23 protein-coding genes and 3 pseudogenes are annotated in these 26,351 nt (G+C 41.3%); 14 read left to right on the top strand and 12 right to left on the bottom strand.

The window, feature by feature from the left end; all coding sequences use genetic code 11:
• The first annotated feature begins 352 nt into the window (after positions 1 to 352).
• Positions 353 to 712 (top strand): transposase, encoded by a 360-nt coding sequence (locus tag ABDB91_RS18325; protein WP_347489156.1) that lies wholly within the window; start codon positions 353 to 355, stop codon positions 710 to 712.
• A gap of 688 nt (positions 713 to 1,400) precedes the next feature.
• Here the strand turns inward: ABDB91_RS18325 and tnpA are convergent.
• From tnpA to ABDB91_RS18285, 8 genes and pseudogenes are all read right to left on the bottom strand, one after another.
• The gene (gene tnpA, locus ABDB91_RS18320; RefSeq protein WP_347489154.1) at positions 1,401 to 1,835 is read right to left on the bottom strand and encodes an IS200/IS605 family transposase; all 435 of its coding nucleotides are present in this window, start codon (positions 1,833 to 1,835) and stop codon (positions 1,401 to 1,403) included.
• A gap of 1,013 nt (positions 1,836 to 2,848) precedes the next feature.
• Positions 2,849 to 5,623: a non-ribosomal peptide synthetase gene (locus ABDB91_RS18315; RefSeq protein WP_347489153.1), complete on the bottom strand. Its 2,775-nt coding sequence runs from the start codon at positions 5,621 to 5,623 to the stop codon at positions 2,849 to 2,851.
• Positions 5,580 to 6,008 carry a condensation domain-containing protein gene (locus ABDB91_RS18310; protein ID WP_347489152.1) on the bottom strand — a complete coding sequence of 143 codons (429 nt, stop codon included), beginning with the start codon at positions 6,006 to 6,008 and terminating at the stop codon, positions 5,580 to 5,582. Before ABDB91_RS18310 ends, ABDB91_RS18315 begins: the two co-directional genes overlap by 44 nt.
• A gap of 196 nt (positions 6,009 to 6,204) precedes the next feature.
• The gene (locus tag ABDB91_RS18305) at positions 6,205 to 6,936 is read right to left on the bottom strand and encodes an MBL fold metallo-hydrolase (protein ID WP_347489151.1); all 732 of its coding nucleotides are present in this window, start codon (positions 6,934 to 6,936) and stop codon (positions 6,205 to 6,207) included.
• A gap of 192 nt (positions 6,937 to 7,128) precedes the next feature.
• The gene (locus ABDB91_RS18300) at positions 7,129 to 7,338 is read right to left on the bottom strand and encodes a hypothetical protein (RefSeq protein ID WP_347489150.1); all 210 of its coding nucleotides are present in this window, start codon (positions 7,336 to 7,338) and stop codon (positions 7,129 to 7,131) included.
• A 401-nt stretch (positions 7,339 to 7,739) separates the two neighbouring features.
• Positions 7,740 to 7,997, bottom strand: coding sequence for a hypothetical protein (locus ABDB91_RS18295; protein WP_347489149.1), 258 nt, complete (start codon positions 7,995 to 7,997; stop codon positions 7,740 to 7,742).
• Positions 7,998 to 8,029: 32 nt separating this feature from the next.
• Positions 8,030 to 8,152 (bottom strand): annotated as a pseudogene (locus tag ABDB91_RS18290) (IS1595 family transposase); the annotation flags it as partial.
• Positions 8,153 to 8,197: 45 nt separating this feature from the next.
• Positions 8,198 to 8,923: a hypothetical protein gene (locus ABDB91_RS18285; protein ID WP_347489148.1), complete on the bottom strand. Its 726-nt coding sequence runs from the start codon at positions 8,921 to 8,923 to the stop codon at positions 8,198 to 8,200.
• Between the two features lie 138 nt (positions 8,924 to 9,061).
• On the opposite strand from ABDB91_RS18285, the gene ABDB91_RS18280 reads away from it, so the two are divergent.
• Both ABDB91_RS18280 and ABDB91_RS18275 read left to right on the top strand, forming a co-directional pair.
• Complete coding sequence (locus ABDB91_RS18280; RefSeq protein ID WP_347489147.1) at positions 9,062 to 10,144, top strand: transposase; 1,083 nt, start codon at positions 9,062 to 9,064, stop codon at positions 10,142 to 10,144.
• Complete coding sequence (locus ABDB91_RS18275; RefSeq protein WP_347491659.1) at positions 10,120 to 10,281, top strand: hypothetical protein; 162 nt, start codon at positions 10,120 to 10,122, stop codon at positions 10,279 to 10,281. The genes ABDB91_RS18280 and ABDB91_RS18275 overlap by 25 nt, the downstream gene beginning before the upstream one ends.
• A 505-nt stretch (positions 10,282 to 10,786) precedes the next feature.
• Here the strand turns inward: ABDB91_RS18275 and ABDB91_RS18270 are convergent.
• Positions 10,787 to 11,537 (bottom strand): annotated as a pseudogene (locus ABDB91_RS18270) (IS1595 family transposase); the annotation flags it as partial.
• Positions 11,538 to 11,699: 162 nt separating this feature from the next.
• Here ABDB91_RS18270 and ABDB91_RS18265 point away from each other — a divergent pair.
• Positions 11,700 to 12,470: a 4'-phosphopantetheinyl transferase superfamily protein gene (locus tag ABDB91_RS18265; RefSeq protein WP_347489145.1), complete on the top strand. Its 771-nt coding sequence runs from the start codon at positions 11,700 to 11,702 to the stop codon at positions 12,468 to 12,470.
• A gap of 174 nt (positions 12,471 to 12,644) precedes the next feature.
• Positions 12,645 to 14,037: pseudogene (locus ABDB91_RS18260) on the top strand (transposase).
• A 42-nt stretch (positions 14,038 to 14,079) separates the two neighbouring features.
• Here ABDB91_RS18260 and ABDB91_RS18255 read toward each other — a convergent pair.
• Positions 14,080 to 14,547, bottom strand: coding sequence for a CBS domain-containing protein (locus tag ABDB91_RS18255; RefSeq protein WP_347489144.1), 468 nt, complete (start codon positions 14,545 to 14,547; stop codon positions 14,080 to 14,082).
• Positions 14,548 to 15,251: 704 nt separating this feature from the next.
• On the opposite strand from ABDB91_RS18255, the gene ABDB91_RS18250 reads away from it, so the two are divergent.
• Entirely contained in the window at positions 15,252 to 16,367 is a 1,116-nt protein-coding gene (locus tag ABDB91_RS18250) for an aminopeptidase (protein ID WP_347489143.1), read from the top strand.
• 479 nt (positions 16,368 to 16,846) lie between these two features.
• Here ABDB91_RS18250 and ABDB91_RS18245 read toward each other — a convergent pair whose 3' ends face one another.
• Both ABDB91_RS18245 and ABDB91_RS18240 read right to left on the bottom strand, forming a co-directional pair.
• A complete protein-coding gene (locus tag ABDB91_RS18245) occupies positions 16,847 to 18,319 on the bottom strand; it encodes a 4-hydroxyphenylacetate 3-hydroxylase N-terminal domain-containing protein (RefSeq protein WP_347489141.1) in 1,473 nt (490 codons plus the stop codon).
• 46 nt (positions 18,320 to 18,365) lie between these two features.
• Positions 18,366 to 18,944 (bottom strand): TetR/AcrR family transcriptional regulator, encoded by a 579-nt coding sequence (locus ABDB91_RS18240; protein WP_347489140.1) that lies wholly within the window; start codon positions 18,942 to 18,944, stop codon positions 18,366 to 18,368.
• A 586-nt stretch (positions 18,945 to 19,530) separates the two neighbouring features.
• Here ABDB91_RS18240 and ABDB91_RS18235 point away from each other — a divergent pair.
• The 8 genes from ABDB91_RS18235 (at position 19,531) to ABDB91_RS18200 (ending at position 26,333) form a co-directional block, all read left to right on the top strand.
• Positions 19,531 to 20,346, top strand: coding sequence for a methyltetrahydrofolate cobalamin methyltransferase (locus ABDB91_RS18235; RefSeq protein ID WP_347489138.1), 816 nt, complete (start codon positions 19,531 to 19,533; stop codon positions 20,344 to 20,346).
• A gap of 57 nt (positions 20,347 to 20,403) precedes the next feature.
• Positions 20,404 to 21,042 carry a cobalamin-dependent protein gene (locus tag ABDB91_RS18230; RefSeq protein ID WP_347489137.1) on the top strand — a complete coding sequence of 213 codons (639 nt, stop codon included), beginning with the start codon at positions 20,404 to 20,406 and terminating at the stop codon, positions 21,040 to 21,042.
• Complete coding sequence (locus tag ABDB91_RS18225) at positions 21,043 to 22,200, top strand: uroporphyrinogen decarboxylase (protein ID WP_347489136.1); 1,158 nt, start codon at positions 21,043 to 21,045, stop codon at positions 22,198 to 22,200. It abuts the gene before it with no gap.
• A gap of 12 nt (positions 22,201 to 22,212) precedes the next feature.
• A complete protein-coding gene (locus tag ABDB91_RS18220) occupies positions 22,213 to 22,368 on the top strand; it encodes a hypothetical protein (protein WP_347491678.1) in 156 nt (51 codons plus the stop codon).
• 192 nt (positions 22,369 to 22,560) lie between these two features.
• A complete protein-coding gene (locus ABDB91_RS18215; protein WP_347491658.1) occupies positions 22,561 to 22,872 on the top strand; it encodes a DUF1638 domain-containing protein in 312 nt (103 codons plus the stop codon).
• Positions 22,873 to 23,050: 178 nt separating this feature from the next.
• Positions 23,051 to 23,713 (top strand): cobalamin-dependent protein, encoded by a 663-nt coding sequence (locus tag ABDB91_RS18210; RefSeq protein ID WP_347489135.1) that lies wholly within the window; start codon positions 23,051 to 23,053, stop codon positions 23,711 to 23,713.
• Positions 23,706 to 24,404 carry a GntR family transcriptional regulator gene (locus tag ABDB91_RS18205; RefSeq protein ID WP_347489134.1) on the top strand — a complete coding sequence of 233 codons (699 nt, stop codon included), beginning with the start codon at positions 23,706 to 23,708 and terminating at the stop codon, positions 24,402 to 24,404. The genes ABDB91_RS18210 and ABDB91_RS18205 overlap by 8 nt, the downstream gene beginning before the upstream one ends.
• Before the next feature lie 96 nt (positions 24,405 to 24,500).
• Complete coding sequence (locus ABDB91_RS18200) at positions 24,501 to 26,333, top strand: ASKHA domain-containing protein (protein WP_347489133.1); 1,833 nt, start codon at positions 24,501 to 24,503, stop codon at positions 26,331 to 26,333.
• The last annotated feature ends 18 nt before the right edge of the window (positions 26,334 to 26,351 follow it).

The following is a 26,351-nucleotide window of genomic DNA, read 5'->3' as shown; positions in this document are numbered from 1 at the left end:
CGACAAAAACGAGAGGTGAAGTTACTTGTATATTCAAAACCAGTGCCTGTTTTCCTTTGACGAAATTTTGAAACTGCAACCTGAAACCCGGTTGGAAAAGATTTTTCACACCTTCGATCTTAGCCCCATTATTGATAACTTTGAAAAAAGCTCTCTAAGGCCTAATGGGTACTCGTTGGCCGCAAAGTTACGAGCTCTGTTTGCAGTGGTTATTAAAAGAATACCGGATTTACTGTTTTAACCGAACGATTAAGACAAGATCCTGTTTTTAGTTTTGCATGCGGTTTTCCAATAGCAAGTCAAACACCGAGCGTTTCCACATTTAGCCGACTTTTTAAAGCAATATCCGAAAATGAATTTATTAGAACAGTATTTTAAGCAACTTGTGAGTGAACTCCGGAAACAAGGGACTATAGACAGTGATTGTGCTGCTCTAAATGCAACCAAATTAGAATCTCGAAAAAGAGCAAAACCTAAGAAAACCATAGAACAAGATGGCAGCCAACCGGATTGGGGCTCTAAAAATGACAGTCACGGCAATCAGATAACCTGGTTTGGTTTGAAAGCACACCTGGCGGTTGATTGTAAAAGCAAAATGCTGCTGGCCGTAAATTTAACTCCTGCCAGTAGATCAGATAGCCCCCAAATATTGGACAATGGATTCCGGTTGCGATATCAAGGAAATCTACGCAACCTTTTACCATTAATATAATTCACAAGGCATTATACCGCTAAACTTACGTGGAGCTAAAATGCCGCATGAAGGCCTTGATTTTACACCCCTATTTGCTCCCCGGTGGTTACCCTATGATCTACCGGGGTAGTAATAAGAATGGTTGCAATAAATTCAGGTGCCCGCATGTTTTGTGTAAAGTAGACTGCCCACATGGTTCAGCCTAGTGCTCTCGTTCAAATTACGGGTTAGCAGTAAAAACACGGGTTAAAGATGATCCCAGACGGTTTAACACTCTCATCATTGTAGTAAGAGCTGGACCCAAATATTACCAATAAACGCACATCCGTCGAGCGCTGTTTTGGCCGCTTTAAAGAATGCCTGAACCTTAAAAACCTAAATGTGCGAGGGTTTAAAAAAGTAAAAGCGCGTGTTTTATTATCATGTATTGCGATGTTATTCACAGCGATGATTTCAGTATTGATCCTAAAATTGTAAAGCAGGCAGCTTAGGTAATACAGGTATTTTAAAACTTGTGATTGCAGTTCTAAATTATGGCATTGAATTTTATGCTACAGCAATTATGAAAAATCCTTATATCTAAACTACCGCCTACTAAAAGTAGGCAGGTTAAAGCATAAATGCTTTTCGACTGAAAGTCGACCACCTAAGGATTAATCCTTCTTAAAGCTCTGTCGCTGAAAGCAACCTAAATCATGACTGAAACTCATTCTCTTATCTTAAATATCTCGTTATTGCCGGATATTTCTTGATTCTCTATATAGCGTCTGATTGTTTCCTCCGTCACACTTCCTACTGTTGCACAGAAATATCCTCTACCCCATAAATGTTGTCCCCAGTACTTTTTCTTGAGTTCCGGATACTCATCCTGCAATAACCTTGATGACCTTCCTTTTAAATATTGGACGATTTTACTCGGTGACAGACTTGGCGGACAGGATAACAGCATATGCACATGATCTTTCCCTATACTTCCTTGGACTATCGTCATGTTTCTTGCTTCACAGCCCTGACGAATCAACTCCCTTAGCCGTTTTGCTATTTCTTCACCCAATAATTTATATAGATACTTTGTTACCCATATGATGTGATATTTGATGTCATAAACAGCATGGCTGGATTTATTATATTCTGCCGGCATATTTCTTCTCCTTTTTGAGTTTAGTATGCCCTGCATGCCCTGCTTTTTAAGGCTTAAAGCGTATACCGCCTAAAGGCAATGGGTTTAGACCCCGCGAATTGAAACTAAATAAATGAAAATATTTTCCGAATTTCTGTGTTTTTCGTAGAATTGCGTAATATTGACCACCCAAACCGGCGCCAGCCCCTACGTCAAAAAGCTCTGCGATTGCCACACCCAAGGCATTTATCGCTGCAACTGTAAACGCTCTTTTATCGATCCCAATGCTAACTGGGGATGGGACAGTTATCATGAACGAGGTTTTATGGACACACTCTGTAAGCGTGCCAGCGATAATCCAACTTTACCCGGTCCCATTTCTGTTGATGATAGATAATGGTGCACCTATCTGTCTCGCAGGTTTACCCATGCTCAATTGGGGATTTAATAAAAACAGATATCTCATTAAATGGCGTTGCCCTAATTACAAAATAAGAGTAAATGTCCTCGGCACAAGGAATGCTCTCCCAGTAACTTCGGACGTGTTGTTTATACAAAACCTGATTGGGATTTACGTCTTTTTACTCCTGCGCCACATGGCTCGAAAGCCTAAAAAATTGCTTATGCTCACAGAACCACTGTTGAGCGCACTTTTAAGAGAATCCTTGTTGATAACCAAATTGAATCTGCCAGAGCACGAACTAAAAAGCGCTAGTTCTGGCAAGCCATTCTTGCCGCTGTCAATCAATATTTGGATGCCCAGGTTAAGGTTATCAAACCCAACATACTCATTTAAATTAGCTTGAAGTCTTTAGAAACTGCAGCGTAGTATTCGACAAATTTAAATATATTGGATATGCCCTTATATAAAGCCGGATCATCTTAAATGAACACTGGCCTAGCTTGTTATTGCCTTTTTGGGATGATTTTTGCTTTTAATCGCCTATTTTTGCTATGTGAAGTTGTCAAGGAGCAATAATTTGGGATCTTTTATTAGTGCTATCCAATGTATTTATCCACTTTTCCAGGTACTATTATCTAACTTTTTTCCCTTTTTTATCAAGTCTTAACTCGGCTCGATTGACCTGCGTAGAGGGTTGTTTTTTTTGTTTTTTAATTAAAGCAGCAATTTTACGGACTGTCGTATATTCAAACAAATCGACAACCTCAAAGTTATCAATCTGAAAAGCATTCATGAGATGATGATAGATTTCTACGATATGAATAGAATTAATACCAACTTCAAAAAAGTTTTCATCAAGAGAAAAATCTCTTGTTTTCGCCAGATTACTTATAATAGTATAAATTTTATTTTCTATTTCATCTGTTATTTGAATGTCCTTAGTAAAAAAAGCCTTGTTAACTTGTAAATTTTGAATTAATTTGTCGCGGTCTACTTTTCCGTTTACATTCATCGGAATCTGATCAACACGTACATAATGAGATGGTATCATATAATTAGGTAGAATTTCCTTTAAACTATGGTTAATACCTTGAATATTGAACAGTTCCTGGTTTACAACAAGAAACGCAACAATCCTTTCGTCATCTTCTCCATAGTAAATCAATTGCACAGAGCATGCATCCAACTTAAATTCCCTCATTAATACATTTTCGATTTCGCCCAATTCGATTCGATATCCCCGCAACTGAATTTGTCGGTCGATTCTGCCCAAATATTCGATCTGGTTTTGTTGGTTAATTTTCACCAAATCGCCGCTACGAAAGGCAATTTGTTTTGCTCGTGGTACATACACAAATTTTTTGGTTGTTAATTCATCATTACGAAAATATCCTTTCACAACGCCATTCCCACATACCAAGAGTTCTCCTTTTACACCTTTCGGCAGAATATTCAGCTCTTGATCTGTGACATAAACAACAAGGTTTCTAAGTGGAACACCAATTATGCTTTTATCATTTTTGTAAATATCTTTATGAGTAATTTCATAATATGTTACATGAATCGTTGTTTCAGTGATACCGTACATGTTAATCAGCTTTGTTGTTGTCAGTGGATGGTTAATTTCCCAATTTCTCAGCATATTGAAATACAGCGCTTCACCACCAAAAATAACATATCTGAGATTTAAGGTGTAACGAATCAAATTGTCGGCTTTGATAAAACCTTTGAAAGCTGTCGGGGTTTGATTTAAAATTGTTACTTTCTCTCGTGATACCAAATTATAAAATTGCTCTGGAGATTTACATACCAACGGATCGACAATGATTAGTTTTCCTGCCGTCAGCAGGCAACCAAAGATCTCCCAAACAGAAAAGTCGAAACTATAAGAATGAAATAATGTCCAAACATCACGACTGTTAAAATCAAACTGTTCCCTTGTTGCCTCAATCAGACTAAGCAAATTTTTATTGCTGACAGATACCCCTTTAGGTTCTCCTGTAGAGCCTGAAGTATAAATCGTATATAACTCATGATCAAAAGAAAGGTTAATAGTGATTTTGTCGGTCGAATATAACTCAAGACAATGAAACATTTCCGCGATATCCATAATTTTTGTATAATCGCAGTTGAATCGTTGAATCACTTCTGTTTCAGCAATATAAGGTACCTGCCCCAAATTTTCTAGAATATATTCTAAACGTTTGGTAGGAGTATTTATATCAATGGGAACATATGTTTTTTCCGCTTTGATAATGCCTAAAATCAAAGCAATGAGTTCATTTTTACGATAACTAGAAAAGGCAATATACTTTTCTTCTGGATAATGATTTAATAGCAACCGTGCGACCTGATTTGATTTTCTGTCAAGTTCACGATAAGTCCAGCAAACACCATGACACTGCACAGCAATGTGAACGGGATAGTCCTCAACAATCTGATAAAAAAGATCCATAATATGTTCATGTTTTGTAGACATATTTTCTTCATACGCATTGATGTTCATATAGCTTTTTCCCAGATTGGGGACAAGCTGTATCTCCTTGATAATTTTATTCTCCAACACCTGTTCTAAAATACTATGATATACTTCCTCCATCGCGATTTCTGTAAAGAATTTCCCGTGTTCAAAATTAATATAATAATTGCTACCAGACTCTACCTGATTCGTAAGCTCGAACATAACTGTTTCTGTGTTTAGTGCTATTTTTCTTACTTTACAGTTATTTAATTTAAGGACTAATTCTTGATTATAAAAAGTAAAAATATTATTGATATAGCCCATGGTTTTTCTACTCAGATGTTCGATGGAAAAATCTTGATACCTTACGAGTTTAAAAGCTTTACTTAAGATATTATTACAAAAACTGTTGAATGTTTCATTTTCATTTAAGTAGACTCTCATGGGCAAAGTATTTACAAAATAACCAAATATATTTCGAATGGACTTATCAAGCCGGTTCGCCAAGGGAATTCCTACGATTAAATCTTTTGTAGCTGTTAGTTTTGCTAGCATAAGGATATAGACTGATAAAAAAAACGAAAACTCCGTGACATGATGCTCTTGAATAAAGTTTTTGATCCTATGATTTAGAATTCGATCCAAAGCAAAATTACAACTGCTACCTTCGAGGACGCCACGATAGTTTCGGGCTTGCCGTATTGCTTCAACTTCATATTTTTCAACATCTTGTAATTCGCTATTGAAAAAATTAATAGCTCTGTCATTATAACGAAGCTGATCTAGCTGCTCTCTTAAAGAAAAGAAGGAACCTATTTCCTTTTGTAATTTGGACTTAATGGCATTATATGATAAATCAGAATTATATAAATTACTGATCAAAGAAATCATATGATAACAACTATAAACATCTGTAATAATGTGTGACATATTGATCAGTAACATATGATAATTTTTCAGCATTCTTATACAATTCAAATTCCAACAATGGCCATTTGCTCAGATCAATTGGCGTTGATTTACGCATATTCGCAATGGCTTTAACTTTTTTTTGAAAAGCAGCACGATCCTTATCTGTGAAATCAATAATTCTTAACTGATTCTTACGGTTTTCGTCTACGTTGTGATAAGGAATTTTTTCCTCCACGACAATGTTTACCTTGGCCACATCAAGTGCATTTATATAACCTTCATAGATATATTTATACCGTTCTACGTTAAGCTCTCCTAGAATTTCACACAAATACGTAATATTATACGAAGCATCATTTTTATTCAATCTTATAAAATTATAAATTTTTTCTTGAGCTTTTGTTAATTTTATTTTCACAGCCAAACACACCACCTGTTTACAAAATTTTCATTAGTTATAAACGATGAAATTGTCTATTCCAGCGATATGCTCGGGTCTATGCATCATATTTCATAAGCATAAACCGCAGCTCATGATACAGCTTTCGTCTTCAAGTAGGTCTTTGCGCAAATAGGATACTGATTTAGGATTTTTGACTCTCAAGTAATAATTATTAGCAATCATTTTGCTTTTTAGTATAGCGGTCAAAGCAACGGCTGACTACAATTCGTGTATTTTCACCGCCATGAGCCGGCAAAAAGAGTCTACATCCGGTATTTAATAGCTTTTGCCAGGAATTTAATAACAGTTTGGGATTATCAACAAACGGTGGGTAAATACTACCACCTACACCATGAACCATGGTGTCCCCAACCAAAGCGATTTCCTCGTCAACAATGATACTCACGGAACCAAACGTATGGCCGGGTGTATGCAAAATATACGCTGCTAAACCAATAGCGTTTAAATTATAAATATCATGAATTATGGTTGTTGCTTTACAAGGCTCATATTTTTGGAATGGCAATACAATATGATGTTTGTTGACGTATCTTGTTAGAATGCTCAAAGGAAAGATTGCCCCCAAAGGTAAAGGGGTACAGCCAACAGCCAACTTTTCTTCTTCGGCATCATGAACAAAAACAGCGCACCTAAATTTGTTTCGTAAAAAGGCAACATTACCTGCATGATCAAAGTGCGTATGCGTCAGCACGATCGCGTTCAACTGGTGAAAACCCAGCTCATTTAAGTTTCGGAGCATCTGTTTTCGTTTCAAAGTTATATTAGTATCAACCAAAATTGTCGATTGACCGTTTGTGACAAGATAGCAATTACACTTAATACTTGATATTTTCAAAATACGTAGTTTATTTTTTTTTGTAATCCATTCTTTACGATGTTTCATGTATTTTTCACTTTCTTTAAATTTAATTTACAATCCCCCCAAAAGACTAACCATGAATTCAAATTTATTATAAGCCCATTGATAATTCTTGGCCGACTTTAATCATGATTATAAAGCTTAATCAGGAATCTCTTCCCGCTTCCAAACACATGTGCCATAATTGAAACAATATCGAATGGGAGGTAGCCTGAATTATGGCACAGCTCTAGAACGTTGCAGTAACCTAAACCAGTTTTTATTTGCAAAAACCATCAAAAAAACCAAACAAAAGACTGTTAGGCTCGAAAATCCAAGGCCTTTAACTATGCCGGCTTTGCGCAGGTAATTTGCTATATTAAATTCCGAAAAAACAGATTGAAGACTTTTTGGTAGTTGCTTAACCCCTAAATTTTTTGTTATCATGATCTTGGACACCTTCCTTGGTCTGGTAATTTGGTTTGGGCAATTCCATTTTACCAAAAGGATTGGTGTCTATTCTATTTTTTTTTCAGAGATTTCAAGGGTTATTTTATTTACCCGCAGGGCCACTTAATTGTTGGTTTAATGGCCATTTTGCAAGTGGGAAAGTTGAGTTATTTATGATATATAATAAAAAGAATAAAAACAGATACACTCCTTGCGCAAAAGCACAACTTTCCAGGACAATAGAAAACTTTTTTAGCTATCAATATTTCTAGTTAACTGGCCATGAATAAAATTTATCATGCGAGAATAAAAACACAATTTATTTCACATTTCTAAATTAAATTATCATTCGTTTACCACCAAACTTTAAGACCTTACATGCCACCCTCCATGCCAATTTATATCATCCTTGTAATATTGATGAGCCTTAAAAAAACTTCCATTTCTTTTGGCTCATCGCGAGATTGTTTCCTTATCATTTCTATTGCTTCATTTCTAGATATTTGGCCATCTCTAATCATATTTGAATAGCTTATATCTTTTTGTCCAAATCCATATTTTTTAATTTGAATATACTCAGAAACAGGATGAACAATACAGTCAAAGTGAGTTCTTTCAATTCCTTCAGGAACTTTCCAGGATAACTTGTCACACAACAAACTTGTAATTTTTTTACATGATTATAAAGTTAGCTCAGCATAGTTAAAACCGGCCTGGTTATACAAGTATCTAATAATCTGTTAAAAAGCTGATTACACCAATATTTGCGATTGAAGCGGTAGCAAAATTTATCAAGGCAAGCCTGCAAATGCGTATGTTCTGCATCGAAAAGAGGGCGCCTGATTAAACTTTATAATCATCTTTTTTTAATATCCCAATTTAAATAATCTGGCAATTGAATAAAATTAACAATTAAAGATTCATCATAAGAAGTTACAACCCTAGGGTCAGGGTTATTCATTAGAGCGCAGAGTAAATCTTCATCTATAAAACAATTATTGATTAGTTCCTCATAAAGATTATTTTCTTCTTTTATTGTATTGATAAAATATTTCATATCAAAGGAATAAACATCTGGTTGTTCTTCAATCTTAGACACCCATGCACCAACTACTAGCGGTGAACACCCAATTAAATGTCCAAGCTGAAGAACATAGTTAAAAATAGTTAAATAACCTATTGCATTGCACACCGTGCAAAACTTTCCAGTGTATTTTAAAAAGCACTTATATAGTTTTCTCATTAAGCCCCAGTCTGGCTTTATGGTTACTAAATCAACTTCTAGTAGATTTGTTATATGATGCAAATTTTTTATTGCATATTCAGAACGAAAACCATTATCGAAATTTATCGCTAGGGGTCGCATTTGATAGATCTCCTTCATTAGAAACAATGCATACGTACTATCCTTACCGCCACTAAACGGAACAATCACATTAAATTTTGTTTTTTCAGATGCTGCTACTGACAATTTATTTTTTAATGCATCTTCATTATTAATTTGATGACTATCACTTAACTTATTACAATACGAGAGCCAATTGCATAATCTACACCCCGCCAACCACAAGGCTTTTAGCACATGTAAAAAGCAACATACCCAAATTAAAAAAGCTTAAATATCTCATAAATTCTAGCAAAATTAAAAAGTTTCACCTGTTAGCTTGCAGAAATGTTCTTTGTACCCCTACAAAAAACGCAAGCGAGGTGAAACCCTAATATGTATATTCTTGAAGGAGTACTTTTTCCCTTTGAAATTTTTATAGAAAATTTTAATGAGCAAGATAAAATATACCAAGTTATTACCCAAATTAAATGGGGAAAATTAGATGAATTTCATGCCTGTTATAGCGGTCCTGGCCGCAAGGGGTACGACAGGCAAGCATTATTTCGCGCTCTGGTACTTAAAAAGCTGATGGGGCTAACCACTACAAAAGCATTAGTTAAATGCTTGGCTTATTCGCCGATGTTAGCCCATTGGTGTGGCTTCGATATCATGAAACCTACACCCTCTGAAAGCGTGTTCTCCCGTTTCGAAAAAGAACTTACTGGTCCGAACTTTCAAAAGGATCTTGGTGATTTGTGCAATAGCCTTTCAAGTCAGGTCTTATCAATGACAATCTCCACCGGAGAAATTGCTATTGATAGCACGGATATTACAGCTAAAGAACGCCCTCGCAAGGATGGAGAAACCGGTGCCGCTTTTGGGCACCGTACTGCTTCCAGCGGGGAAACGGATATTTTTTATGGTTATAAACTTCACTTGGCAGCTGTTAATACTAATCACGGCCCGATACCTGTAGCCGCCAGGATTGCTCCAGCTAACTACTCTGATTTTGAGTTTGCTGAAACTTTAATGAATGAAGGCTATTATTTCCACAATAAAGCGTTTGGTTTTGCCCCTAGTTATTACCTTATGGATGCTGGTTATGACGCTGAATACATATATTCACAAGCTTTAAAGTTGCGTGGCCAGGCAATAGTTAAATTGAATCACCGCGGTAAAAAGGGCACATATAAGGAACATACTGATTATGGTACGCCTTTATGCCCGGGTAAAAATGCTATGGTTTATCGGAGCACTGAAAAGAAAATTTTAACCAACAAGTTTCGCTGCCCCAGGATTTTCGGTCAACCAGTAGATTGCCAATGTGAATGCGGGTGCACTAGTTCTTATGGGTATGTCAAAAGGGTATCCATTAATGAAAACCCGCGAATGTTCTGTAGCCCCACCGTGGAAGCCGTACCTGGCATAAGCTTTATAGGCATCGCACTTCAATTGAAAGATTATTTTCCGTGTTAAAGGGCCATCTATATATGGACCGGCTAACTAAAAGGGGTATAGATAAAGCGTTTACTGATATTATGATTTGTTTGATAACGTTTCTTGCTGGAACCATTGTTCAGCTCAAAGATAAGGCGTTACCGAATGTAGCGTAATATCAAATTATATCTTTCTTTTTGTGCATTTTACTTGTATAGGATATCTCTGTGCTTTTTTAGGCTAATATTTGCACCAATAAATTCCATCAGACTCTATTTGTTTATCTTTGTAAATTAATTGCATTTATCTTGCCAATATCCTTTTGTTTCCAGGGCGAAAACCTTAATTTTGCAATTGGCTCTTTATAAATTAAGATCAATATTACCATGTTAAGGTTTTTCTGTTAATTGCTTTACATTAATTTTGCTTTTTTACTATTTTGTCATCATATGTAAAGAAATAAAATTTTTTATCACTTTATGTAAGAAAATAACCTATAGCATATAATTGTAGGATAGATATAAAATATGGTAAGGTATTTAATGATAACATGATGGAAAAGTAAGCCGGAAAAAAATATATGAAAAAAACTAATAGGGTATAAATATACAAGGGCTAATTGCAGAATATCAACCCCATAAACATCATGGCTTCTAAGACATACAAAAAACGCCATGCCCAGAAAGTGCCAACGATAAAAGCCTTAGCTTTGGAAATGATAGCGTGTACCCAGTGAAGTTTTTCCTCAGCTTCAGGAGTAGAAGATACAACCCGATTATGGGTGTAACCTTCGACTTTAACTTAGGGATACACGGTGAATCCATCTGTTGTAATTGTGCACCCTGAGGCAATGACTATGGTTGCAAAATCTAACGTCGTTTCTTTATTAATTCGGTCTACTACTTTCATTTTCAAGTAAAGCGGTTTGCCCTGATTATCTGTTGATATTGCAACGTAGACAGGTTTTTTTTCAGTACCACGGCCTTGGAAACCGTTTGGCCCACCAAAGAAGGCATAATCTAATTAAACCAATCCGGAAAGCTGATAAAGCTGATCGGCCAGACATTGCATTTCGGATCTTATGCAGCATAAGCCAGGCATGCAGTGGGATAACTTACGTTAATTGTATCCTTTAAAGAAAGGGCAGAGAAGCCTCGCTTATCGTTAGCAACCAGGAATATGGACCAGAACCACTTCTGCAATAGTGTGCAAGTTTTGTGAACATAGTTCCCGCTGTCAAGAGTGCTTGATAATTGCAGCTTTGACATTGATAATGCCAACGCGATGATATATGGTAATATTCCTTGCAACCACAGCGGGGACATGAAAATCCTTCGGGCCAACGCATATTAAAAAGGTGTTCTTGGCAAGCTTCTTCACTATTAAAACGTTGTTGAAATTCAAACAAGCTCATGCTTTCTTGCTGTGCCATAATTCGAGTTATCTTTTGTTTTGGGTATGGCGTTTTTTGTATGTCTTAGAAGCCATGATGTTTATGGGATTGATATTCTCAATTGGCTCTAATATCTGTTACACTTCGCAAAGCAGTCCGTTTAGATTAGCAGTACACAATTATAAGAGGAGAATTAGTTTAATGTTTGATAATCAAATGAATGATTTATTTAACTGTGCCAATTCTGATATGCAAAGGACTTGCACCAGCAAATTATTGCTAAAGGATCAAGAAAGAGTGTTTAGAGCAAGTATATGTATATGTTGTTTACCTTTTATCTCAGATTATTTAGAAGTAGTACAATATCTGCATCCACAAGAACTAAGATATTTTGAAACACTTACTTTTGAAAAAAGAAAAAGAAGTTATTTGTTAGGAAGATATTCGGCCAAACATGCTTTATCCATCTTGACTGGAGAAACAAATCTCTGGGATGTTCATATAAAGCAAGGTATTTTTAATCACCCCATTGTAATAAATAAAAAAAATCAAAATATTCAAGTCAGCATTAGCCATTGTGATAATATTGGTGCGGCTGTTGCGTTTCCTGAAAGCCTTCCTATGGGAATTGATATTGAGCAGATAGATTTCAATAAAAACAATTTATTGGAGCTCCCAATAACTGAAAAGGAAAAAGAACTAATTAAGACACTTCCCTTTTCTAACAGCATCATGTTAATTGTTTTATGGACTGCTAAAGAGGCATTATCTAAAATTTTAAAAACCGGTATGGCAACTCCATTTCAAGTTTATGAAATAAATCAACTTAAAATAAAGCACAGTTATATTGTTAGTTATTTTAAACAGTTTATCCAATACAATAGCATTTCCTTTATATTAGGCTGTTACGTATGTACAATTGTTTATCCCAGGAGTACTGAAATTAGTTTTAATGGGAATGTTTCAATTTAGTACTCAACTCAACTTTCCCACTTACAAAATGGCCATTAAGCCAACAATTAAATGGCCCTGCGGGTAAATAAAATAACCCTTGAAATCTTTGAAAAAGTAGAATAGACACCAATCCTTTTGGTAAAATGGAATTGCCCAAACCAAATTACCAGACCAAGGAAGGTGTCCAAGATCATGATAACAAAAAATTTAGGGGTTAAGCAACTACCAAAAAGTCTTCAATTTGTTTTTTCGGAATTTAATATAGCAAATTACCTGCGCAAAGCCGGCATAGTTAAAGGCCTTGGATTTTCGAGCCTAACAGTCTTTTGTTTGGTTTTCTTGATGGTTTTTGCAAATAAAAACTGGTTTAGGTTACTGCAACGTTCTAGGAGAGAAGACCTGCCCGGTAAAAATGTAGTTTATCGGTTTTTAAATAACCCACGGTTTGGTTGGAGGAACTTTTTATTGGCCGTTAGCCAGGATGTAATATCCAAAATGGCCAAGCTTACGACCCCCACTAGAAAACGGGTGTTTAATCATTGACGATTCTCTTTATAGCCGCGGTAGAAGCCAAAAGGTGGAGTTGCTTGCCAATGTTTTTGACCATACCAGCGGTAAATCTGTTAAAGGATTTCGCATGCTAACATTGGGTTGGTCGGACGGGCACTCTTTTGTACCAATTGATTTTTCACTGCTAAGTTCAAGTAAACCCAAAAACCGCTATTGCGAAACATCTTCATGCATAGATAAACGCACACATGGTTACAAACGCCGCCGGGAAGCGATTCAAAGCACTTCGGAGGTTGTGGCATCGCTTGTTCGTCGCACGCTTAAATCCGGCGTTCAGGCAGATACCATTTTAATGGATAGTTGGTTTATGCTGCCGCCTTTAATTAAATCCCTGCACAACGAGCGCCTTACCGTTGTTGGGATGGTTAAGGACCTCAAACAAAAGTATGTTGTTGGTGGCAAATGGCTAACTTTTGTGACCCTAAAAGACCTCTACCAAAAATCGAATCTTGTCGCCAATTATGCCGATAAACGGATACTATCTTCGGTTATCGTTCAAATCGAGCCGGGTATCAAAGCCAAGGTTGTGTTTGTAAGAAATATACACCAGAAGCGCCAGTGGTTAGCTTTGCTTAGCACCGATTACACTTTATCCAGCGAGGAAATTGTTCGTTGCTACGGAATGCGTTGGGATATAGAGACATTTTTTAAGGTTGCCAAGTCTTATCTACAGTTGGCAAAAGAGTTTCAAGGACGTTCCTACGATATGATGATAGCTCATACCAGCATTATTTTTACCAGATACATTGTATTGTCATGGGAGTCAAGGTTAAACACTGACCCTAAATCTTTAGGGGAACTGTTCTTCATAATGTGTGATGAGGTAAAAGACCTCGATTACCGGACAGCTCTAACCCAACTATTAACCATCATGAGTTCTGTCATGGTTGTTGCCGATAAGGTAGAGCCCCAGGCAAGATCTATTGTCATTGCCGAGAAAGTTGGTGAGTGGTTACAACAATTGCCAATATATATAAGGAAACGGTTGTTGCCCGCTGTTGCTAATGCTTTTTAAATGTCAACATAAGTAATTAATGTTCTTTAATTCAGGCTGTGCCTAGCCTGAAGGGGGTTTTTGTTCTGTGAAAGTTGAGTTTAGTATAATCAACCCAAGAAACAAGACAAATAAGGAGGAATTAATTATTGCTTCCAGCTTTTCCGCCTTTTTTATGCTTTTGGCCAAAAGACGCTCGTTAAGCATATTGCGGGTTATGATGCCTTTCACTCGTCTATCATAAACCACGGCCCACGGGCCCCTGCCCGTCAGTTCCTTTATGTCGATATCAGGTGATACTGCGGAGTGATCACTTTTAGTGTACCCTTCCAGTGATCCATGCGGGCTTTCCCTGTTTGCCAAGGCCCCGGCCAAGTCTTTCGTTGAAACCATGCCTGTAAAATTGTCGTTACTGTCAACAACAACCGCGCCATCCTCATCCTGACAAACCAGGGACTTTAACGCTGTGGCAACAGAAGTGGACCCTTTGAGTACAAGAGGAGGATGAACCATTATATCTTTGGCCTTCATAATTACCACCCACCAATATTATATTAATTGATTGTTCGACAATATAATTGTTTGTCCTGTTTACCGGAGATCGACGGGCAAAAATGTGGTGTCTGCGCTGGGGTATAGCGATTTGCTTATTGGTACCCCACCTGCCTGGTTATGCTTTCATGCCGATACCATTCGTAATGTGAGCGGCAAAGAGTGGCCATCCGTAGGATGGTTAATTCCCTCAGCCTAGCCTCCAACCTGGCCTGGATAAGTAAGGAATTGCCCAGCCTCATAAAGTGCCGGGTGCTTTTCTCGGCATTTTTTCCCACCTCTCGTTCTATTTTAATGCGTAAAAATATCGCTTCAACAAATTATATAGGTTAAACTAGTATTATCCAACAATTTTTATCGTCTATGTTCCGGGGGCCGGAAACAATCCGGGCATGGCGGGTAAAAGACAAGCGCCGCCTATGATTTGCGGTAATATAATAGAACTACAGCGTAAATTAGTTTTGGAGCAAAGTTTTCGCCGTCTTGATAGGCGCCAGGTGTTGGAAGTTCAAAATCCAGGATCTCCAACTTTCAACACCTGGCGCCAGTTAAACGGCACCGTTATTGAGGCAGTGCACTCCACTGCGGCGAGGAGCGGCAAACCCATCTTAAAGTTCGATAAGCTATACTTTTGCTATAGTAATAGGCGTAATATAATATTTTAGATTGAGGGAGGTTTTTTTATGGTTGATCCGAGAATTACTGCACTTGCTCAAAACCTTATCCGGTATTCCTGCGCATTACAGCGCGGAGAAAAAATTTTGATAGAAAATACGGGTTTTGAGGCGCCGTTAGTCAAGGAACTGATTAAAGAGGCATACCGGGCCGGCGGTGTGCCCTTTGTTTCGATCAAGGACAGCTCTGTTGAACGAGCCTGGCTGTTGGGAGCGGGAGAAGACCAGGTTAAAATGCGTGCCCGGCACGAGGCGGCCAGGATGAATGAAATGGATGCCTATATCGGTCTTCGGTCGGGGGATAACAGTGCCGAGCTATCGGATGTGCCCGCGGATAAGATGGATTTATACAATAAATTTTTTTTCCAAACCGTGCACGAAAAAATCAGGGTAGCCAAAACAAAATGGGTGATCTTAAGATATCCGTCACCGTCCATGGCTCAACAGGCCGGCAGCAGCACAGAGGCCTTCGAAGAATATTATTTTAATGTATGTAATCTGGATTATGCCCGCATGTCCAGGGCTATGGACCCGCTGGTTGAATTAATGAACCGTACCGACAGGGTTAGAATCGTGGGGCGTGACACTGATCTGAATTTCTCTGTCAAGGGGCTGCCGGCCATTAAATGTGCGGGGAAAAGAAACATTCCGGACGGCGAGGTTTACTCGGCGCCGGTTAAAGATTCGGTAAACGGTTATATAACCTATAACACGCCGTCTCAGTTCCAGGGGTTTGTTTACGAGCATATCAGGCTTGAATTCAGTAATGGTAGAATTGTCAAAGCGGTGGCCAATGATGCGGAGCGGATCAACAAGGTTTTGGATACTGATGAAGGGGCCAGGTATGTCGGCGAGTTTGCTCTGGGTGTTAACCCATATATTACTACCCCCATGAAAGATATTTTATTTGATGAGAAGATCTCCGGCTCTTTCCACTTCACTCCGGGGAGTTCATACGACAGCTGTTTTAATGGCAATAAATCCGCTATACACTGGGATTTGGTCTGTATCCAAACACCTGCTTATGGCGGCGGGGAGATCTATTTTGATGATGTGCTGATAAGAAAGGACGGCAGATTTACATTAAAGCGGCTTGAAGGTTTAAATCCTGAAAATTTAAAGTGACAAGCGGGTGACCGGCGGGCGGTTCTTGTTTAATGGTCGGGCAAATAACCTAATATTACGGCGAAAATTACTTTTGGGAAAGCTTCCGTCGCTTTGATGAGTGCCGGGTGTTGAAAGGCGAAAATTTAAGATTCAAACTATCAACACCTGGCGCCGGCTAAACGGTACCGGTTATTTAAAGTGGCATACTTTAGTGCGCTTAGGTGGCTGCAAGTCTATCTCAATAGTTTGGTGAACTATACTTTTCGCTGTAATACTGAGAGCGCCTTGTTAACGGGTATGGTAAATTATCCCACAGGAAAAGGGACTTGCTGTTGGCAGGTCCCTTGCAAAATATATAACAGATGTACATACCGTGCTGCCGGAGGCAGGCTTACAAAGATATGAAAACCAAAGTTCCGGTCCGTCATTGTGGGTAATGAAAATGGCGTGGTAATCTCATATTGGTATTGTTAGCATACTGAGATCGGTTTGCTGCGCTACTTCTTCCCGGGTGACATGCCGGCGATTGCTCTGACGATGTCCTTTTTGGACTCGATGTCGTACTGACTGGTGATGGCGATTTGCTCCATAATCGGAGAGCCGCCGCCGTGGTATGCGCCATAGGTAGCCGAGCCCGCGGAGCCGGATAAAGTGAAGTCAACAAAACTAAGCCAGAACTTAATTTGATCCTCAATGGGTATTTTGGGATTCCGGTTGAGATATTTCTCCAGCAGTGCTTTGGTTTCCGGATTGGCCAGATCCTTTTCAAACGGGAAGGTCGCGGGCATGCCGCCGGCAATGTTGCATAGTATTTCTTGCTCGTGGAACACGGCCTCGCCGGTCAGGCACCTGCCCACGTTGGCGTAGATGGAATGAGGTATGCAGTTGCCCGGTCCATAAGGAACGTTGCCCATGCCGGGCATATATACCACCGGTTTACCCATGGCGGATGCCGTATAACCGGCCGCATAGCCCAACTCGCCGGTCATGATCAGCTTGGATAGCATTTCACGCACGTGCGGAGTCTTTTCAATGCCGTTTATTTCGGCAGCCAGGGCAGCCAGGCCGATAACATAGTCCAGCATGGCGGGTTTGCACCCGGAATAGGAATGCCGGTGGAACAGGGCAAACAGCAAGGCCGCTATACCGCCGTGGATGGTTTCTCCGCACAAAAATACGCGTTCCCAGGGAATAAAGCAGTCGTCAAAAATGACATAAGAGTCCGTGAAGCCTATGTCAATCCCCCTCTGATAGTGGTCGCGCTTGCGGTAGTTGTGGAAGTGGACCACCTGCTTTACCCCTTCGTAATCTGAAGGGACCGCGAAGCACAGGGCGTAGGTCTCCTCACCTTTTTTCAAAGCCCGGTTCGGCACTACCAATATCTCGTCGGAAATAGATGCTTCCGAGATATGGACTTTGGAACCGCGGACGATGATACCGTCGCTCCGTTCTTCCACCACGCGCACATACATGTCGGGGTCGGTTTGTTCGGACGGCCGCTTCAGTCGTTCACCTTTAACGTCGGTTTGCGCACAGCTGGCCACCAGGTCTTCTCTTTGGAAGCGTTCCAGCCACTTTAGCCAGTTATCGTGGTAAGCGGTTTTCGCCTTGGGGGACTTCTGCGCCTCAAAGGAAACCGTATGAATGGCGTTGGCGGCGTCAATGCCCATGCAGCGCTGGATGCACTGGCCAACCTTGTTGCAGAGAAAACGGGTCATGTCTTGCTTTTTGTGCAGGTCTTCCGGGTTTTGGTGAATATGATTGAAACGGTTGATAGTCTCTCCGGTGAGATGCGAGGTTGCGGTGCAGAGGTCCCGGCCTTGAGGGTCCCAGACCGCGTCAAAGGTGAGGCCCATAACGTTTATGGCACCTTGCTGACGTTCATCCAGCCTGTCAATTGTTTCTCCGTTGCAGTAGAGGTTGCGGTTCATCTTGCCTAACCTTTCAATGTACTGCTCTCTTGTTCTCATGTTCATTCCCCTTTCGCTTTGGCTGCATAAATTAGGGCCTGCCCGGTTATTGGGCGCCGGCGGCCAAACCTCCAATGAATAATTTCCAAATATTATCGGATATTTGTTGGGGTGTAAGCATCCCTTCGGGATTTAACCACACATATGTCCAATTGCATATGCCGAAAAATAACTTGGCTAATATGGAAAACTCCAAATCGCGGCGAAATTCTCCATTAAGCATTCCTTGTTTAATAACCTCCGTAACAATAGCTTCGCACCTGTCGCGCTTGTCTTTGGTAATTGTATAGTAATGGTCTTGTAAATTTTTGTATTCACGAAATAGTACCGCTATGTAGGGTTTATATTTAACCATTAGTTCAACTGATATATTTATTAATTGGCGCAATTTAACGGCCGAATTGGTTTGATCATTCTTTAATACGCTCTCGTATTGGGTTAATAAGATATCTATGATTACTTCGTGAATTTCAAATAATAACTCGATTTTATTGCTAAAGTAGTGAAAAACAGCCCCTTTGCTGACTCCCGCGAGCTGACAAATGTCTTGTATGGAAGTGGCGTGATATCCTTTGGTGCCAAATAATTGTACGGCGGAATGCAGTATTTGTTCCCGAGTGTTCATAATTTTCAATATTCTCCTTGCAGATATAAGTGCTGATATTGGACAGCAAGTACCGACCAGTCGGTATGCTAATTATAAGTGCTTATCTTTATGGTGTCAATTAAACAATGGCCTATTAGATGATCGTTCCATGCGGCCGGGTGTCCGTGCTTTAGAGAAATGTCGGATGGTCGGGGACCGGATAAGCGATAATGGTAATAAGCAGGGCAGCGGCTGTTATTAGAAAACCGATAAGCCATTTTTTCCAAACCGGATCCCTCTTAATAAAGAATATAATAGTGGCAATTAGTGTTAAGGGAAACGCTGATAAGCTGATCAGCAACATGTAAAACCAAAAGATCTTCCCCACGCACCTTTCTTTTTGAACTTGGAGCAGTTTCCACCTTAGCATAGCAATATAACTTGCAGGTTATTTTCTGCGGTAGAGCTGCTTTTCCCTTTAAAAGCCAATAAACAAAAAATTTTTATTTGTCTGGATAGTTAACTATTGACAAAGAGAATACAGATGATAGTATATATGTAAATACACATGTATATACATGTAAGAACATGAGCATGCGGTTACAAAAGGAGGGAATGTTCGCAATTGATAATTATTGGGGAAAAAATCAACGGAACCATTCCGGGCGTAAAAAAAGCTATCGAAAATAAGGATGCACAATTTATCCGCGATCTGGCTGTCAAGCAGGTTGAGGCAGGCGCTGACTATATAGATGTATGTGCCGGTACAGCGCCGGAGTTTGAAGTGCAAACTTTAAAATGGCTGATGGAAATTGTACAAGCTGCCGTTGATACACCGCTGTGTATTGACAGTCCCAATCCCAGGGCTATTGAACAAGTTTTTAAGTATGCCAAAGCACCCGGTATTATTAACTCGGTATCCGAAGAAGGCGATAAATGTGAAATAATTTATCCTATGATCCGGGACACCCGGTGGCAGGTGATCGCCCTAACTTGTGATCAAAAGGGTATTCCGTCCGATGTGCAAACCAGAGTTGAGATAACCAAAATAATGGTGCAAAAGGCCCGACGGTACGATATCACTCCCGACAGGATTCATATCGACCCGCTGGTAATGGCTATATCAGCCGATAACCAGTCCCTTTTAAACTTTATCGAGACCTTGAAAGCGGTAAAAGAAGTGTATCCCACGATTAAAGTAACTTCAGGTTTAAGCAATATTTCTTTTGGTATGCCTTTGAGAAAAATCATCAACCAGCATTTTTTGACTGTTGCGGCCTATGCGGGTATGGACTCCGCTATCCTGGACCCCTGCAACAGGGATATTTTAACCACTCTTTTAGCTACCGAGGCATTGCTGGGCCGTGACAGGTACTGCCGGAACTTTGCCAACGCTTATCGAAAAAATAAAATCGGCCCGGACAGAAGCGGACATAACTAAACCGATTGCTTTAGGACAGACTGATTCGCGAACAAACATTAAAGGAGGACGGATTTTATGTTGGACATGCAGGCATTAACCAAAGCGGTGGGAGATCTCGACGAGCCCAAGGTATTAGACATGCTAAAGGAATTTGTCGCCACTAATCCCGGCAGTGAAGAAACCGAGGCGGTGGTAAGCGCTTGTCAAAAAGGTATGGCTATTGTGGGCAACTTGTTCGATACTAAGGAATATTTTGTGGGTGACTTAATATTTGCCGGGGAATTGTTGAATTCGGCTCTTGAAATTTTAAAACCGGTTATGAGTGCTGAAAGCAGCGGCAAGACAGGTAAAATTGTCCTGGCCACAGTGGAGGGCGATTTGCATGACATTGGTAAAAATATTTTTAAGAGCATGTCGGAGGCAGCCGGCTTTGAAGTATATGACCTGGGCATTGATGTGCCGGCCGGCGCATTTATAGCTAAAATTAAAGAAATTAAGCCGGAAATACTGGGTATGAGCGGTGTGCTCACACTGGCCCTGGATTCCATGAAAAACACGGTGGATGCGCTTAGGGAAGCGGGGCTGCGCGATGAGGTGAAAGTGATTATCGGCGGAAACCCCGTTACGGAGCAAGCATGTCAAATGATTGGCGCAGACGCGTTTACAACCAACGCCGCGGAAGGCGTAAAAATATGTCGAGGGTGGGTGAGTTAAATGACCGATACCAATGCTCTGACCCGGGAGAGAACCCAATTGTTTCATGATTTGGTAGACGGCAAAATACCCAAGAGAGTACCTGTTATGATGGGCTTTCCCATTGAATTCGCCATTAAGTATGCGGGAAAAGATTTGGCCGAAGCACAGTGGGATACCTCTGATTTGGAAGAAACATTTGATAAAGTATGTCAGGACTTCTTCTCAGATTTATTGCCGGTAAACGCTTTTAGATTTCCTTCTTTTTATAAGCTGTTGGGGGCAAGGAACTTTGTCATGGGATCCGGCGGCTTTTTGCAGCACCCGGAAATTGAAGGTATGGCCCAAGAAGATTACGATGATTTTATTGCTTCTCCCTACAATTGTATAGTGGAAAAGATATTGCCCCGCATATACACTGAACTGAACACTGATGTCAATACCAAAGCATTGACCATGGCCAAAGCTTTTAAAGCTTTTTACGATGAGATGGGCAATGCGCTGATGGTCTATGGAAGATTAATTCAAAAATACGGTTATGGCGAAGTGAACTTTTTTGCCGGATTTACCGAAGCTCCGCTGGATTTCGTGGCCGACCAGTTAAGGGGTTTTAAAGGTATCTCAACTGATATAAGAAGGATACCCGATAAAGTGGAAGCAGCCGCGGAAGCCGCTGTCCCCATCATGATTAAAAAAGGCCTGCCGCCGGTTCCGCCATCCAAATACAATGCTACCTTTATACCACTGCATATGGCGCCATTCATGCGCACTTCTGATTTTGAAAGATTCTACTGGCCAACCTTTAAGAAACTGGTTGATGCGTTGGCCGAGGCCGGGTATCCGTCAAATCTTTTTGTTGAGCAGGACTGGATGCGCTATCTTGACCACCTTTATGAGCTGCCGGAGAACACCATCATGAGATTTGAATACGGTGATCCCAAACTGGTTAAGGAAAAGCTGGGTAAAAAACATATCATATCCGGTTTCTATCCCATTTCATTGTTAAAAACCGGGACCAAACAGCAGTGTATTGATAAAGCCAAAGAACTTATCGATATACTGGCGCCGGGCGGCAGGTACTTCTTTGATTTTGATAAATCACCGGTTACGCTGGATAGCATCAACGTGGAAAACGCGCGCGCGGTGTTGGATTATGTAGCTGCCAATGCTAATTATTAGGGGGTTGTGTAAATGAGTGCAAAGATGAATACCAAGTATTATAAAACCTGGGAAGAATACAAAGCGCAGCACCCGGAAATAGAGGACAAGCAAGCCGGGGTAATGGCTCCCAAAATGCAAAGCTACGAAGATATGATGTTTGAATTTGTAATATACCTGCTGCTGTAATAGTATTCTACTTCCATAGATGGGAGTACAGCGCCAACTAAGTTATGTATTTTGCAGTTCTGAAATTCAGGGGGAGTTGAATCTCCCCCCTGAATTTCAGAACTTGCTTCAATAGCTCTTCAACAAGAATGAAACGGCTTCCGAGTTGACAAAAAGCCATACTAAATTTAAGATAGTTTAGTATATGGTTGTATATACCGCTATGGTGAAAAAAGGACTCAACGGCTGTTTGATGTAATGCTTAAACATTACCGGTATTTTATGCTTATTGATACCGGAGCTTATCATGTGCAGGGCTGTCTGGATAAGGTACGGGAACTGGCCCAAAACACCGGTCTGCAGCTTGTGGTGGCCGAAGGCGGCCTCCGGTTCCTAAAAAAACTGTTTACAGGGCCGTATGAGCAGGGCTTTTGTGTGATTCCCAAAGGCGGCAAAGTGGATATCAGTCACTTTGGGCCGGCACAGGATGTGTCGGCACGGCAGTTTGTCCAAGGCGGGATATAATACTGATCCGGTAAATACTAAGCGGCGCCGGGTATTATGTTTTAACAATCAGCTAACAGGTGGACTTAAGCGGGGATCTCCCCGCTTGAGAGCATCGGCGCTAGATATGGTCACATGACGCAACAGAGCGGGTTTATTTTTATTAATATGCTGAAGGGCTTTGGGGGTTGAAATAAAAGTGAAAGGCTCAAGTGAAGGGGAGCAGTTGTTAATTAAGTGGGTGGAACAGCTGGACGAAGAAAAAGTGCTTAAAACGGCCGGCGAGTTGCTTAATGGGGGCATGGAACCACTGTACCTGCTGGATCTGGTTAACGAGGGTATGAACCGGGTGGGTAAGCTTTACGAAAATAAAGAATACTATATAGCCGATTTAATCATGGCCGGGCTTATCTTTAGGCAAGTGCTGGAATTGGACCAAATGACAGCCCATTTTCATGCCAGCCATATTAATAAAATAGGCAAAGTTGTTTTGGGCACTGTAAAAGGTGATATTCATGATATTGGCAAGGATATCATAAGGGGCATGTTGGAAGCCAACGGTTTCGAGGTTGTTGACCTCGGGGTGGATGTCCCCAAGGAATCGTTTGTAAAAAAAATTACTGAATATCATCCGGATATTTTGGGGCTTAGCGGCGTATTAACCAACACCGTAGAAACAATGAAGGAAGTAGTAACCGCTTTTGGGGAGGCCGGGCTTAGGGACAAAGTTAAGATTATTGTGGGCGGCAACCATCTTACTAAAGAGACTTCCATGTATATAGGCGCGGATGGTTTTTCCAACGATGCCTCGGTGGGGGTAAAGATTTGCAAGAAATGGGTGGGAGAATCAGCTAATGGTTAGTCCGGTTTATATGAGAATTGTCGAAGATATTAGGCAAAAGATCAACCGCGCAGCGCTAAAACCGGGTGATGCCATTGCTTCTGAAAAGACGTTGGGTGAAGAATATGGAGCCAGCCGGATGACTGTTAGAAGAGGTTTGGCCATTTTAACCAATGAAGGGTACATTTATTCCATCCCCGGGAAGGGTAATTTTGTCCAAAAGCCTGAGCTTAACAAATATACCATTTACTATGATGAGATGAATAACTCAATTAACAGTGTGGATAAATCCAAGCTTTTGGAAGTAAATATCATTATGCCTGATGACAAGCTGGCCGGTGAACTGCAGATAACCAGAAATAAAAATGTAATTATGATTCGCAGGCTGTTTTACACTGACGGTATCCCCGTGGCCTACGACATAAAATACCTGCTTTATCAAAAGGGAATGCCTATTGTTGAAAAAGAAATTGAGCAGGCTACTTTCCCTGAAATGCTGTCCAAGAGCGTGCCGCTTTTTGCGCTTCGGAAAGATTTATCGATTTGTGCCGCGGTACCTGACGAGGATATAAAAAGGCACTTAAATATTTACCATGAGCTGGCTTTGTTGGTTATAGAGCAGAAATTATATAACAGTGCAAACAAACCCATGGGTTTGGGCGTCACTTATTACCGTGGCGACTATATCAAGCTGCGGGGAATTAGTCAGTAGTCGTTGCAAAGCTGCATCATGGCCGGTGCAGTTTAATTTTTTTGAGCAGTCGGCAGGTTTTCCTAAGACTGCTTATCGTTGCGGGGGGATTTTGCCTTGAAGGAATATACAGTAGTCTTTCAGCCCGGGGACGCGGCTGTGGAAGTGTCGGCAGCCAGTACTATTATGGAGGCTATGGACAAGGCCGGTATTGATTTTGATTTTCCATGCGGAGGCCGGGGAAAGTGCGGAAAATGCCGGGTGCGGGTCTTATCGGGAGCAGGCGGGCCGACCGCCGCCGAGCGGGAAATTCTGGGGCCGCGGGAGCTGAGCGCCGGCACACGCCTGGCTTGTGCGGCCAAAGTGCACGGCCATATGTCCGTAGAACTTCCCCAAAGGCTGGAACACAATGTTTTAATGGCCTCCGGGGAAAGGAACTGCCGGATTGAACCGCATTTAAAAAAGATATTTGTTAATGTAGAAAAACCGTCATTAAGCGCTCAGCGTTCGGATTGGCGCCGCCTTAAGGATAGCCTGGCCCAATATGGCTATGGCACGGCGCATTTGGATATACCGGTTGCCCTGCTGCGCCGGCTGCCGGAAACCATGCGCAGGGCGGATCATTGCCTTACCGTGGTAATGCACGGCTCGGAAGCGGCGGGCATAGAGGAGCATGATACCACGGCCGCTATGCTGGGTATGGCCTTGGATATTGGCACCACCACCATAGTGGGTTATCTGCTGGATCTTTATTCCGGGAAGGAGTTGTGTGCGGTATCCATGCTTAATCCGCAAACCAGGTTCGGCGCGGATGTTATTTCCCGCATCAACTTTGCCAACCGGGAGGATGGCGGTCTTGATAAGCTTCATAAAGCGGTGCTGGAAGCTGTTAACAAGCTAATCGGAGAAGCGGCGGGAAAAGCCGGGGTCGGCAGAGAACAGGTTTATGGCGTGTCCATTGCCGCCAACACCTGCATGCACCATCTTTTTTTGGGCGTCAACCCTCGGAACATTGCGGTATCACCCTACGTTTCGGCCGTTAGCGAACCCCTGGTGACCGGTGCCCGCGATTTAAATATCGACATTAACCCGTCCGGCAAAATTTTTATGCTGCCGAATATCGCGGGTTTTGTCGGAGCGGATACCTCGGCGGTGCTATTAGCCACGGAATTAAACAAGAGTCAAGATATCAAGCTGGTAATAGATATCGGTACTAACGGGGAGATTGCTCTGGGATCAAGGGAAAGGATGGCGGCCTGCTCCGCCGCGGCCGGGCCTGCTTTTGAGGGTGCCCAGATAAGCGGCGGCATGCGGGGGGCCGCCGGGGCTATTGATCATGTGCGATTCGAGGCGGGACTGGCCTATTCGGTGATCGGGGGAGGCCGCCCATTGGGTATTTGCGGTTCCGCCTTGCTGGATGCGGTGGCCGGTTTGCTGGAGCTGGGTATAATTAATAAGCGGGGTAAATTATTGCCCCGAGATCAATTAACAAATGCCGCGGCCGAGTTGAAAGATCGTTTGGTTGAGCAGGAGGGGCAGTCGGCATTTTTACTGGCGGGCGCGGATAAAACCGGCCACGGCAGGCCGGTTATGATTACCCAGAGTGATATAAGGGAATTGCAGCTGGCTAAAGGCGCCATAGCGGCAGGTATCAGGGTGCTGATGGAAACCTTGGGCATTGGACCGGGCGATATTCGGGAAGTGCTGCTGGCCGGGGCCTTCGGCAATTATTTGAACCCGCGCAGCGCCTGTGTAATCGGACTGATTCCGCCGGAACTGGAAAATAAAATTAAAATGATCGGCAATGCCGCCGGTACAGGGGCTAAATTGGCCTTGCTTTCGTCAAGTGAATACCGTAAGGCGGCACAAATTGCCGAATTTGTTGAATTCGTGGAGCTGGGCAGTTATCCCGGATTTAACGGTATTTTTGCCAGGAACACATACTTTTAGCCCCATAGCATGCAGCGG

Origin of the sequence: Desulfoscipio sp. XC116, assembly GCF_039851975.1 — a bacterium.
GTDB lineage: Bacteria > Bacillota > Desulfotomaculia > Desulfotomaculales > Desulfallaceae > Sporotomaculum.
Note: the sequence above shows the minus strand (reverse complement) of the source record. Positions and strands in the feature narration are given on the sequence as shown.